The sequence below is a fragment of the Synechococcus sp. R6-7 genome (assembly GCF_047461695.1).
Classification (GTDB): Bacteria; Cyanobacteriota; Cyanobacteriia; order Thermostichales; family Thermostichaceae; genus Thermostichus.
Genome location: NZ_JANSHS010000269.1, coordinates 1 through 12546 on the forward strand (window position 1 = coordinate 1; position 12546 = coordinate 12546).

Annotated in this window: 12 protein-coding genes; 3 read left to right on the plus strand and 9 right to left on the minus strand. The window is 57.6% G+C overall.

Translation table 11 applies throughout. The features are described from left to right. Positions 1 to 38: 38 nt before the first annotated feature. A complete protein-coding gene (locus NW815_RS08405) occupies positions 39 to 923 on the plus strand; it encodes a hypothetical protein (protein ID WP_414388029.1) in 885 nt (294 codons plus the stop codon). Positions 924 to 1144: 221 nt separating this feature from the next. On the opposite strand, the gene NW815_RS08410 is transcribed toward NW815_RS08405, so the two are convergent. After that, positions 1145 to 1732 carry a hypothetical protein gene (locus NW815_RS08410; protein WP_414329849.1) on the minus strand — a complete coding sequence of 196 codons (588 nt, stop codon included), beginning with the start codon at positions 1730 to 1732 and terminating at the stop codon, positions 1145 to 1147. 307 nt (positions 1733 to 2039) lie between these two features. On the opposite strand from NW815_RS08410, the gene NW815_RS08415 reads away from it, so the two are divergent. Beyond that, positions 2040 to 2969, plus strand: a complete 930-nt coding sequence (locus tag NW815_RS08415) for a hypothetical protein (protein WP_414388030.1) — start codon at positions 2040 to 2042, stop codon at positions 2967 to 2969. Between the two features lie 54 nt (positions 2970 to 3023). Here the strand turns inward: NW815_RS08415 and NW815_RS08420 are convergent, their stop codons facing one another. From NW815_RS08420 to selD, 3 genes are all read right to left on the minus strand, one after another. Then, positions 3024 to 4169: an ABC transporter permease gene (locus NW815_RS08420; RefSeq protein WP_414388032.1), complete on the minus strand. Its 1146-nt coding sequence runs from the start codon at positions 4167 to 4169 to the stop codon at positions 3024 to 3026. A 142-nt stretch (positions 4170 to 4311) separates the two neighbouring features. Further along, positions 4312 to 4809 (minus strand): hypothetical protein, encoded by a 498-nt coding sequence (locus tag NW815_RS08425; protein ID WP_414341756.1) that lies wholly within the window; start codon positions 4807 to 4809, stop codon positions 4312 to 4314. Positions 4810 to 4952: 143 nt separating this feature from the next. Next, complete coding sequence (gene selD, locus NW815_RS08430) at positions 4953 to 6020, minus strand: selenide, water dikinase SelD (protein ID WP_414329229.1); 1068 nt, start codon at positions 6018 to 6020, stop codon at positions 4953 to 4955. A gap of 117 nt (positions 6021 to 6137) precedes the next feature. Between selD and NW815_RS08435 the strand changes: the two genes are divergently transcribed. Then, entirely contained in the window at positions 6138 to 9635 is a 3498-nt protein-coding gene (locus NW815_RS08435; RefSeq protein WP_414388033.1) for a DNA polymerase III subunit alpha, read from the plus strand. Positions 9636 to 9683: 48 nt separating this feature from the next. Here the strand turns inward: NW815_RS08435 and NW815_RS08440 are convergent, their stop codons facing one another. The 5 genes from NW815_RS08440 to NW815_RS08460 all read right to left on the minus strand — a co-directional run. Beyond that, positions 9684 to 9944 carry a glutaredoxin family protein gene (locus NW815_RS08440; RefSeq protein ID WP_011432810.1) on the minus strand — a complete coding sequence of 87 codons (261 nt, stop codon included), beginning with the start codon at positions 9942 to 9944 and terminating at the stop codon, positions 9684 to 9686. Between the two features lie 9 nt (positions 9945 to 9953). Continuing rightward, positions 9954 to 10781 (minus strand): carbon-nitrogen hydrolase family protein, encoded by an 828-nt coding sequence (locus NW815_RS08445; protein ID WP_011432809.1) that lies wholly within the window; start codon positions 10779 to 10781, stop codon positions 9954 to 9956. Between the two features lie 40 nt (positions 10782 to 10821). Next, positions 10822 to 11043, minus strand: a complete 222-nt coding sequence (locus NW815_RS08450; protein WP_414329235.1) for a DUF2839 domain-containing protein — start codon at positions 11041 to 11043, stop codon at positions 10822 to 10824. Between the two features lie 133 nt (positions 11044 to 11176). After that, positions 11177 to 11932: an anti-sigma factor domain-containing protein gene (locus tag NW815_RS08455; RefSeq protein ID WP_414388034.1), complete on the minus strand. Its 756-nt coding sequence runs from the start codon at positions 11930 to 11932 to the stop codon at positions 11177 to 11179. Next, on the minus strand, positions 11929 to 12546 hold a 618-nt coding region (locus tag NW815_RS08460; protein ID WP_414388035.1), incomplete at its 5' end, for a sigma-70 family RNA polymerase sigma factor. The genes NW815_RS08460 and NW815_RS08455, both read right to left, overlap by 4 nt.

Below are 12546 nucleotides of genomic sequence, written 5' to 3' on the forward strand. Positions count from 1 at the left end.
ATTATTGACTAGAGTCATGCTCTCTCCCGGTGGTCTCTATGCTGAAATCGCTGCCTGCTCGCCCATTGTCCTGCTTTCTTGTAGCCGGCCTGCTGTTGGCAGGGGGCGTTGCGTTTTTGGCCCCCCGTTGGTTCCCGGCTCTGGCCAACGAACAGGCTGTTCCTGAGGCCGAACTGGCGCTTCGGCCCCTCTTGGCTCCGGGATCCCGGATCCTCAGCTCGCGGCGATTGAGCGACACAGAAGCGGAAATTTGGGTGGAGTCTCGGGGGGGAACCAGCCCTGTGATCATGCGGCTGAATGCTGCAGGGACTTGGGAACAGGATATGAGCGCCACCTTGGCCCGCGGAGCCAGCCAGATGCAAGCTCTCGCCCGCCAACAAACGGTGAACTTGCCTGCCGGCTTTGGCCAGACCGCCCCCGATCAACCCCCGCCGCCGGTGCCCTCCCTTCTGCAGGCTACCCAAGCTGCCTCTAGCCTGATCCCGCCAGTGGATCGAGAGCAGGAAACCCAGCGGGCCTTGAGTGGGGCTGGCCGTGTGGATCCCTTTGTGCCCCAGAACATTCGCGCTCCTGAACCGCAGATTGTCCTGCCGCCCCTGCCTCCACCTCCGGTTTTGCCCCCTCCTGGCGACGGCAATGGAGCGCCTGTAGCCGTGGCCACCCCGATCCCAACGCCTACCCCCGACCCGGCTGCCTTTGCCCGCAGTGTACAGGTTTCCGGGATGATACAGATCGGCGGCGAGTCCTTTGCTCTGGTTTCTGGCCCAGGTGTCATTCCCGCTGTGGTGCAGGCCGGGCAAAACTACCAAACCGCCAAGGTGGCCGGAGTATCGGTGCCAGAGCGACGGGTTGTGCTCTCCGAAGGGGGAGAAACGGTCGTGAAGCAAATGGAAGACACCAGCGTGATTGTAGGTGCGCCCTAGCTTCAGCAGCAGCAAGACACCGACGGTAGAACGGGCTTATTCCAAGTAGCAGCCAACTAGCAGTAAAACAGTTGGCTGGCTTGATTCCCAACTCCCCCTTCCAGAGGGGCCGGGGGCAAGGGTCAGAGGCTACTTGAACGGGCTCGGAACAACCCTAGTTGGAAGATAGGAGTTGCCAGATCTCCAGATCCCGAGATCTTGGCGGCAAGGCCGAGAAGACTTCAAAAGCGGGGTTCGCTGCTGAGGCGGGAGGGCTGCTGTTTTAGGTAGCGCAAAAACTCCCGCAGCTCGGCGTCGCTGAGTTGGTGGCGAGATTTCTTCTGAAAGCGACGTTCCAAAAACTCTTGTCCTTCCTTGCGGCCCCAGCCAATGCGCTGCATCTCCACATCCGTTTGGGCAATGATGTCCGATAGGTCATCCCCATAGGCCGCCGGCTCACTTAGACCGGGCAGCTCTGGGGAACTTGGCTTTGCAGGGATCCCTATCGACTCAGGGGCTGGAGAAGCAGGGGAAGACTGAGCGTGTCCGTTGGCCAACTCAGGAGTTGGCAGATAAGGCACCCTGGCGGCAGCAGAATCCATGCCCAAACTCAAAGAGGAAGTGGGGCGACCAAATCCTGCGTGGTGGAGGGCGCGCTTCAAGGCAGCATCTTCCGCCTCTTCGACGGTGTTCGAGCCAGCCATGCCACTGCCCAAAACCGTGTTGTTCACCACCACCTGGGCTCTGACGATGTAGATCCCTTCTTCCACCCGCAACAGATCGGTGAGCAAGCTGCCCATGGGGTACCGCTCTCGAAAGTCTTGGATCATGTTGGCGTCAGAACCTGTTGCTGCTGAAGCTCTGACTACAAGCTAGCCCGAAAGTTAACTTGGCATCCAGATCTCAATCCAATCCCACCCTCAATATCGACATTGAATTGATATAAAGCGAGAGATCTCAACAAGAGGGAGCTGTCCGAGCAGATAACATCCCGGCTGGTGAGGGTATGCTATGGCCAAGGAATCCAGTTATATTAAGCAAGCGTCAACCCACGTGGCTGGCTTGGAAAACCTGAATTATCAGCAGCTCAGCCTTGACTCTTAGCTCTATTGTCGGCGCCAAGACAGATGGGGGACTATGGCCAGCGATACCATCGGGGTCAGCTCAGCGAGTTTGGGACGGGCAGCCATTCGAGAGCGCAACTACGGCACTGCTTTGCAGTTGCTCCGGCGAGCTTATCGTGCGGATCCCAGTCCGGAGAATGCCCGTTGGCTGGCCACTGCCTATGAAGAAGCGGGGTACCTGCAATTGGCCGCTCTGTACCGAGAATTGGCCCAAGAGCGCAGGGAGACTCCCAAAGCGATTCAATTTCAGGCCCCCAAACCTCCCAGCACCCTTGAGGAGCTGAAGCAGCCATCTCCTGAACCGCCGGATCGCAAGACCATTCCCTTGCCGCAGCCGATCCCACGCCCAACCCCACCCGCATCTCCTCCGGATCAGCCAATTTGGGTTTACAAGCCCACCCCCATCGATCCCAAAAGCATCAGCCGCCAAGCGCCCCTTCGACCTCAAGCTGCAGAGCCTGCCCCTTCCCCTCAACCATCGGCGAAGAGGGACGACTATCTGCCGGTTCAGCACGCCCCGGATTTGAAAAACCCGCAGCAGGGATCCCCCTTCCTGCGGCGGCTGAACCAACTGCATCGCCAGTTTAAGGATCGGCCCACGGCGGAGCTGGCTTTGCAACTGGCGGAAGCCTACGACGAGCAAAAGAACTTCAAAGAGGCCCAGCGCTACTACCGAGAAGTGTTGGATCTGGACGATTCCTGGCTGTTGCGACCGATGGTGCAAGAGCGCCTGGAAGAGCTGCGGCAACTGCAGGAGCAGGGCTCTTTGGCGGATCCCTCGGCCCAAAGTTTGCTCAAGCTGGCCGAGAAGTTGGAGCAGGAGGGGGAAATCGCCCGGGCCGAGCAAGTCTACCGCCAGATCCTGAAGATGGATACCACCCTGGACGTCCATGCCAAGGCTCGCAAGGGGCTCAACCGGCTCTATCCCGACGGGAAACGGTGAACGGCAGGCCGCCCCATTGCCTCTACAGCCGGCAAACCAGGAAGCAACTTCTCCTCAGCGAGGATCAGGATCCCGCGGGTCGAGGGCATCTCGCAGGCCATCTCCCAGCAAGTTAAAAGACAGGGAGGTGAGCACCACCATCAGGGTGGGGGCCAGCACCAGCCAGGGCTGCAGAATGATTACCGAAGCGTTGGTGGCCAGCGACAGCATGTTCCCCCACGAGGCATCCGGCTGTTGGATCCCCAGGCCGATCAAGCTCAGCACCGACTCTGCCACGATATAGCCGGGCACCGCCAAGGTTGCCGAGATCACCACGTAGGTGGTGGTCTGGGGCAGGATATGGCGCACCAGCAGATACAGGGATCCGGCCCCGGCCACCCGCGCCGCCTGCACAAAGTCTCGCTCCCGCAAGGACAGCACCTGCCCACGAATCACCCTGGCTAGGCCCGCCCAACCCACAAAAGAGAGGATCACCACAATCACCAAGAAGCGCTCGGCATTGCTGAAGGGCACCCCGGTCAGCGGATTCACCTGCAACACCGCTGCCAGCGACACCAGCAGATACAGCGTCGGAATCGACATCAACACCTCTGCCAAGCGCATCAGGAGCGTATCCACCCAGCCCCCAAGGTAGCCGGATATGGCCCCCACCAGCAGACCAATGGGGAAAGAGATGCCAATGCCCACCAAGCCGATAAACAGGCTGACGCGCCCGCCATAGACCAAGCGACTGAAATAGTCCCGACCTTGATCATCGGTGCCCAGCAGGTGCAGCCGTGCCACAGGTGGCTCTTCGCTGATTTGCGATCCCACTTGTCCTGCTTCTGCAACAGGCCGCAGCGGGACGGTGCCAAACAGATGCCGATCCCAGGGGATCAACCCCAACCAACGGTAGGGAGTACCGGCCACAAACAAGCGGATCCCGGCGGGACGGCTGGTATCCACCAAGAGCGGGCGTTCTCCCGTTTCCAGATCCACTGGCCCCTGGCGGGTTGGATAAACGTGGGGCCCAATCCAAGCGCCCGATTCATCCCAAAAGTGAATGGCGGTGGGCGGCAGAAGGGATCCCCCCGGCTGCGATTCCAGCGGGCTGTAGGGGGCAACAAACTCGGCAAAAATGGCGCAGGCGTAGAAAACAAGGAGAATGTAAGCTCCTACTTGGGCCCATCGATTGCGGCGAAGCCGTTTCCACCACTGCATAAGGCAGAGATTCCGGTCGAGTCCAGTTGAACCAAATGCCAGCAGTGTAGCTGATCGTGTCTTGTTCCAGTTGCAGAGAGGGCTGCAAGGTGTCACCGATTCATGCTGGCAGGACGAGTCCCTTCCCCAGTCCAAGACAAGCTCAGCCTGCCAAGGAATAGCTGGGGCTGTAGAGGGCCGTCATCTCCATCCGCACCGCAGCAATCGTCTGGGGCAGCACCCCCACCAGCCGTGCCAAAATGTCATCGGGCAATTGGCTAACCAAATCCGCAGAGAAGAACTCCTCTAGGCTGAAGAGCAAAATCCGCGCCCGTTGCGCCGGCAGAGGATTATCGGTGATTTGCTGTAGCCAACGCATCCAGTGCAGCCGCTTGGCATAGGCACTTTGCCGCTCTTGGTGGTCTTGCGGATGCAGCAAAACCACATCCCCAATGGGGACAACGCCGCCGGACTCCACATCCAATGGCCCCCCAACAGCAGCACCCGGCCCGGCAAACTCAGCATGAAACGTCTTGCAGATGATCAGGGCGTTGTGCCGCTGGGGATCCACCATCAGCAATTGCCCACTGCTGAGGGTTCGAATCAGCTGGCCAGGCTCAACTCGCTGAACCAGACTACGGCTGGGGGGAAGCTCGCTCATAGCTCTCAGGATATCCTAACCTTCCCTTGCCTTACATGGTATTTTTAACTTTCTCAGAGCTGCTTGACGCAATCTTCATACTGAGCCCTCTATCGAGACTTTGCATGAGACTTTGCATGGTGAGTATTGCCAGAGGGTCTTCTTCAGGCTGCCGCTGGGCTGAGGCTGATCTTGCCGGTAACATGGATTCTGGTGTCTCCAGCTTGGCATCGGCCAATGCGACGGGCGTAGGGGTAGCCGGCACTGTGCAGCTCTTGCAAGAGGTCTGAGGTGTAGCCGGGATCCACCGCCACCAGCAAGCCCCCGCTGGTTTGGGGATCTGCCAGCAGCAGTTGCTGCCACTCGGGCAGGGATTCTGCCTGTACCCCCTCATAGCCCTGCCAATTGCGACGAGCCGCCCCTGGAAAGATCCCCGCCTCTGCCAGCGAGAGCGCTTCTGCCAAAAACGGAATGGAAGCCAGATCCAAACTGGCCCCCACCCCCGAGCCGCGACAGACTTCCAGCAAGTGTCCCACCAGGCCAAACCCTGTTACATCCGTCATGGCGTGAACTTGCGGTCGCCGAGCCAGTTGCGAGCCGATGCGATTCAGCTGGGTCATCACCTGCAAAACTTCCGCGTAGCCTGCCGCACTGAGCTGACCCTTTTTCAGAGCGGTGGTCATCACCCCGATCCCCAGCGGCTTGGTCAGGATCAGATCGTCCCCGGCTTGGGCCGTGGCATTGCGGCGAATGTGGTGTGGATGGGCCAAACCTGCTGCCACCAAGCCGAAGATGGGCTCCGGCGAATCGATGGAGTGCCCCCCTGCCAAAGGGATCCCGGCTTCTTGGCAAACCTGGATCCCTCCGGCCATGATCCCTTGGATGGCCTGCATCGGCAGGGTATTGACCGGCATGCCCAAAACTGCCAAAGCCAAAATGGGAGTGCCCCCCATCGCGTAGACATCGGAAAGGGCATTGGTCGCCGCGATCCGACCAAAATCCACCGGCTCATCCACAATCGGCATGAAGAAGTCGGTGGTCAAAATTAGGGCTTGGTGGTCGTTTAGTTGATAGACAGCCGCATCATCGCTGGTTTCAGCTCCCACCAACAAAGCCGGATTTGGGGAGAGCAGGGGTACATCCCTGAGAATTTGTTGCAGCAGGGCCGGGGCAATTTTACAGCCGCAGCCACCGCCGTGGGAGTACTGGGTGAGGCGAATGGGAGCATCCATAGATTCAAGAAAAGGGAAAAAACATCAGCTGACTTTACTGTAGCGGCATCTGCAGGCAGTCGAGAAATGGACACGCTGAGTTAAGGTTAAAGGGATCCCACTATCCATAGCGTTGCCATGTCTTTTGTTCCTTTGCATCTCCACAGCGAATACAGCCTCTTGGATGGCGCCAGCCAATTGCCGCGTCTGATCGAGCAGGTGGTCACTATGGGTTTGCCGGGGCTGGCCCTGACGGATCACGGTGTCATGTATGGGGCGTTAGAGCTGGTGAAACTGTGTAAAAGCAAAGGGATTACTCCAATCATCGGCAATGAAATGTATGTAATCAACGGCGATATCCGCGACAAAAGCCGCAAGTACCCCAAGTATCACCAAGTGGTTCTGGCCAAAAATACCCAGGGCTACAAAAACTTAGTGAAGCTAACCACCATTTCCCATCTACATGGCATTCAAGGCAAAGGGATTTTCTCTCGCCCCTGCATCAACAAAGAGTATTTGGTGCAATACAAAGAAGGGCTGATCGTCACCAGCGGCTGCTTGGCAGGAGAAGTGCCTCAAGCTATTTTGCAGCGGCGGCCAGAAATTGCCCGTGAAGTTGCCGCTTGGTACCAAGAGCAGTTTGGGGATGATTATTACATCGAGATTCAGGATCACGGTTATCAAGAAGATCGCTTTGTCAATGTGCAGTTGGTGCGCATCGCCCGCGAATTGGGGATCCCGATCATCCTCACCAACGATAGCCATTTTATTTCCTGCTGGGATGTAGAGGCCCACGATGCGCTGCTCTGCATTCAAACAGGCAAATCCCTTACTGAAAAAAATCGCCTTCGCTACACCGGAACCGAATACCTGAAAAGCCCAGAAGAGATGCGCCGTCTCTGCCGTGACCATTTGGAACAGGAGGTGATTGACGAGGCCATCGCCAACACCCTGAAGGTGCTGGAAAAGATCGAGGGCTATGACCTATTTGGGGAAATGCGCATGCCCGACTACCCGGTTCCACCGGGCCATTCTGCCGATAGCTATCTCACAGAATTGGCCTGGCAGGGGCTGGCGAAGCGCTGCGGTGTTGCTCAGCCGGATCAGATCCCCCAAAACTACCAGGAGCGCCTGCGCTTTGAGCTGAACATCATCCAACAAAAGGGCTTCTCCAGCTATTTCCTGGTGGTCTGGGACTACGTTCGCTATGCCCGCGAGCAGGGGATCCCGGTGGGGCCGGGGCGAGGCTCGGCAGCAGGATCCCTGGTGGCCTATGCCCTACAAATTACCAACATTGACCCGGTTAAATACGGCCTACTGTTTGAGCGATTTCTCAATCCAGAACGTCAATCGATGCCGGATATCGATACGGATTTTTGCATCGAGCGGCGGGGAGAGCTGATCGACTATGTGACCCGCAAATACGGCCAAGAGCGAGTCGCCCAGATCATCACCTTTAACCGCATGACCTCTAAAGCCATTCTCAAAGATGTCGGTCGAGTCTTAGACATTCCCTACTCAGAAGCCGACAAAATGGCGAAATTGATCCCGGTATCCCGAGGCAAGCCCGCAAAATTGGAAGAGATGATTGGCGAGGATACTCCCGCTCCAGAGTTCAAAGAAAAATACGAGAAAGACCCAACCACCCACCGCTGGATCGAGCTGGCACGTTTGTTGGAGGGCACCAACAAAACCTTCGGGGTTCACGCTGCCGGTGTGGTGATTGCTAAGGATCCCTTAGATGAGATCGTGCCTCTGCAGTACAACAATGAAGGCCAAATTATCACCCAGTACTCGATGGAAGATATCGAGTCTTTGGGCTTGCTGAAGATGGACTTTTTGGGTCTGCGCAACCTGACGATGATTCAGCGGGCAGTGGAACTGATCCGAGAACACAATGGCGTCAATATAGATCTGGATAACCTACCCCTAGACGACAAGAAAACCTACCAGCTTTTGGAAAAGGGAGAGCTGGAAGGGATCTTCCAACTGGAATCTTCTGGCATGAAGCAGGTGGTGCGGGAGCTCAAACCTTCCAACCTGGAAGATATTTCTTCAGTATTGGCCTTGTACCGGCCAGGCCCATTGGATACGGGAATGATCCCCGACTTTATCGATCGCAAGCACGGTCGCAAACCGGTAACCTATGCCCACGAACTCCTCAAGCCCATTCTTCAGGATACCTACGGAGCCATCCTCTACCAGGAACAGATCATGCGCATTGCCCAAGACATGGCCGGATACACCTTAGGCCAAGCCGATCTGCTGCGGCGAGCGATGGGGAAAAAGAAAGTCTCCGAGATGGAGAAACACCGCGAGCAATTTGTGCAGGGGGCAGCCAAGCGGGGTGTAAGCCAAGAAGTTGCCACAGAATTGTTTGATCAAATGGTTGCTTTTGCCGAGTATTGCTTCAATAAATCGCATTCTACTGCCTATGGGTTGATTACTTTTCAAACAGCTTACCTCAAGGCCAATTACCCAACGGAATATATGGCAGCCTTGCTCTCTTCTGTGGGGGGAGATCAGGACAAGGTACAGCGCTACATCACCTATTGCTTGTCAATTGGGATCCAAATTCAGCCGCCGGATATCAACCGTTCTGGAATGGACTTTACTCCCCAGGGATCCAGCATTTTGTTTGGTCTGGGGGCAGTGAAGAATGTAGGGGAGGGGGCCATTCAAAACATTTTGGCTGCCCGTCAAGCTGATGGCCCCTTCACCTCTCTGGCGGATTTTTGCCAGCGGGTGGATCTGCGCATTGTTAACCGTCGTGCCCTGGAGGCCCTGATTTGTGCGGGCGCTTTTGATTGTATTTCTGGAAATCGTAAACAACTAATTGCCGATTTGGATCCCATCCTCAGTTGGGCAGCGCAGCGAGCCAAGTCCAAAGCCATCGGCCAAGCCAGCTTGTTCGATCTACTGGGGAGCAATAGCAGCGCCGGCAATGGATTTGTGGAGGCTCCGCGTGGGCCGGCTACTGAAGATTTTCCACCTCAGGAAAAGTTGAGGCTGGAACGGGAGCTGCTGGGGTTTTATGTCTCGGATCATCCGCTGCGGCGCATTCAGGAGCAAGCGCGGCTGCTGGCCCCTGTAAACCTAGCTGACTTGGGCGGCTGCGCAGCCGATGCCTCTGTGGGCGTTCTCGCCCTGGTGACTGCCATTAAAAATGTCACAACCAAGAAAGGGGATCGCATGGCCATTTTGCAACTGGAAGATCTCACCGGCAGTTGTGAAGCAGTGATCTTCCCCAAAACCTATGAACGTTTGCGCGGTTGCCTGGAGGTGGATCAACGGCTATTGGTTTGGGCCAAAGTGGATCAGCGGGATGAACAGGTGCAACTGATTGTGGAAGATTTACAACCGATTGAATCTGTTAGTTGGGTAACGGTGGAGATCCCTCTCGACTCTGCCGGGACACTGGAGGATCGATATCGTTTACAAACCTTGATCGCCCGCCAACGCTCGGAAACCAAAGAAGAAAATCGCATTCCTGTCGTGGCTGCCATCACCGCCCATCCCCATACCCTTTGGGTGAGAATGGGATCCCAATTTTGGGTTAACAATGCCCAAGCCGCCGTTGAAGCCCTGCGTCAAGCCGGCTACACCGCCCGCAGCGAATCGCTGCTCTCTCCATAGGCATGGCAGAGAAAGCTCCGGCAGCAGCAGGAGAAATTCAGGAGAAATTCAACGGAGCTGTTTCTCAAGCCAAGCCCGCAACTGGCTCACCGTCAGCCGAGGGGAAGGACGTGGCAAAGGTCGCTCGGGATCCCCTGCCAGGGTGAGCACGGGAACTTCCAGTTGGTATTGCTCCCACCAACTCGGGTTGGAGGTGATGTCGCGGACTTCCAGATCACGGATTTCGGGGATCTGCCGCAACTTCTCCACCAAGCTCTCGCAGAGGTGGCAGCCGGGTTTGCTGTAGAGAATCAGGGGGGGCCAAGGCATAGCGGATCCCTAGCGGGTGACGGTGCAGGCCAGCCGACGGTGTTGTAGGGAAGGCATCTGCCGCCTGACCAACTGGAAACGCTCTGGGTTAATTTCAGCAATGGCCACCCCCGGTTTTTCGCCACCCGCATCCGCCAAGATAGTCCCCCAGGGGTCCACGATCATGGCATGGCCGTGACACTGTCGCCGCTCGTAGTGGGTGCCCACCTGGGCGGGGGCTATCACGTAACAGGTGTTCTCAATGGCCCGGCATTGCAGCAAAACCTGCCAGTGATCCCGACCCGTGTAGGCCGTGAAGGCGGCAGGGATGAGCAAAATCTGGGCTCCGCGATCCACCAGGGATCGGTACAGCTCTGGAAAGCGTACGTCGTAGCAGACCGACAAACCGAGGTTCCCCAGTTGCTCTTGCTCGCAGGTGACCACCTCATCTCCGCTGACCACCGTGTTCGACTCGCGGTAGGTATTGCCGTCGGGCAGATTGACATCGAACAGGTGGATTTTGCGATAGCGGGCCAGCTCTTTGCCGTCAGGGCTGTAGAGGGCAGCGGTATTGTAAACTTTGCCCTGCCCGTCCGGCACAGGATACCCTCCTCCCAAAATAAATACTTGGTAACGCTGGGCCATCTTGGCCAAAAACTCCTCCGCCCGCTCCGCAATCTCAGGAGCAAGGCGGGCTTTCTCGGCTTCCGGCCCCATGAAGGCAAAGTTTTCTGGTAGCGTCACCAGCTCGCATCCCTGGCGCACTGCAAAGTCGATCCACTCTTCCGCCTGCTGCAAGTTGCTGGCCAGATCGGGAATGCTGGTCATTTGAATGGCGGCTGCCAGATAAGAGCGCATAGACGGAAACTCCAAAGGATGCTAAAGGGGATCCGGCCGGCTAGCCGACCAGATGCCACCAGCCGAAGGCAGGCCCTACAAATCGGATCACCACCCAAATGATGGCCAGGAGAATGATGCCTGCCCAAGCGCCACGGGTTGTCCAATTGTAGATGGCGCGAGCTTGCCCTTTGGTGAGGGGAATATCCTTGAGGTTGGGAAACACCAGCTCTTGGTCGGGATCTTGGCTGATGCGGGTTTTACGGCGCTTCGCTTCGCCCATGGGGTGGCCTCCAAGTTCTTCGCTGGGGTGGCGACTTTTATCTTAAGGCCTTCTGCCTTGGTCACAAGACTGGGTTGACATCCATCTGCATCACAATCGCCTACTTGTGCCATCGGGCCACGCCAATCCATCCCTAGCCGGAAATCCACAAAGGGGATCCCTGGTGCTCTTGGGGACGATTGCCATCCTCTTCGGTAATGGCCACAGCCCGCACCCATTCTGTAGATTCAAACACTGGCGGTAGGCGCAGCTCCTGTTGGCGATTTCCTGTTTCATCCACCGGAAAAGCTGCCACGAGAACGGCCCCCGCCCTATCGGTGGTAAAGGGCGCCTCCGGTTCCAGCACCACCCACAGGGCATAGACCCGGCCTTCCGGCAAAGGCGGCAACCCTTGGGCCACCAATCGCCCTTGCAGGCGCTGGGGATCCACCTCAAGCTTGACCGAGCCGGCCAGGTTCTCCGCAGTCGGCTGCAATTCATAGGTCAACACCTCGCCAGGGATCCCTTGCGTCTGGGCTAGCTGCAGCCTGCGCCACAGGTAGAGGTTCCCCAGCCCCAAAGCGACGATCAAGCCTGCGGCCACCGCCCCCAAGCCCCGTTGCCAGAGACGGGATCCCTTGGCAATCCAGGCGGGGGTGCGCATCGGTTGGGCTGCCTGCTCCGCATGTGCCTGCAACAGAGAAGCCCGCAGGGCGGGGGGAGGTTGCTTTTCCTCCACGCCGTAGGCTGTCTCCAACGCCCGTTGCAACGCTTGCAGTTCTCGGTGCAGCTCCGGGCGCAGCTTGAGCAAGGCTTCCAGCCGCTCGGCCTCTTCCGGGGAGAGATCCCCCAGCACGTAGCCCGCCAGCCACAGTTGCAGTTCTTCGAGAGACACAGATTCGGCTTTCATGAGGGGCCTCCCAACAACTCGCGCAGCCGCAGCAGAGCCCGCCGAGCTCTGGCTTTGACCGTTCCCAAAGGCAGATCCAGTTGCTTGGCAATTTCCGTTTGGCTCATGCCTTCGTAATAGGCCATCTTTAAGACTTGCCGTTGACTTTCGGACAACTCGGCCAAGGCCGTTTGCACCTCGGCCACCCGTTCCGCTTGGGCCAACTGCTCCAAGGTGGGATCCGCAGCAGGACTACCCTGCAATTCCACTCTGCCCTGTTCCAGGGAGCGCTGTCGATTCCGCCAAGAGCGCAGCCGATCCAAACAGCGAGAGCGAGCCAAGATGCTCAGGTAGGTGCGCAGGGATCCCCGCCTGGGATCGAAGGCAGAACGGGCCAAGTTCAAAAAAATATCTTGGGTGAGATCTTCGGCTTCGGCAGTGTTGCCCAGCATTTTGCAGGCAATTCCGTACACCAAGCCGGCATGTCGGTCGTAGAGAATGGCCAGAGCTTGTGACCGGCCTGCTTTTAGAGCCGCAAACACCTCTGCATCGGTTTTTTCCTGCAGGGATCCCTCAGCTTTGTCACCCTCGATCTTCATGAGTGGGAAGAGCATGCCTCTAACCCCCAAAACCCT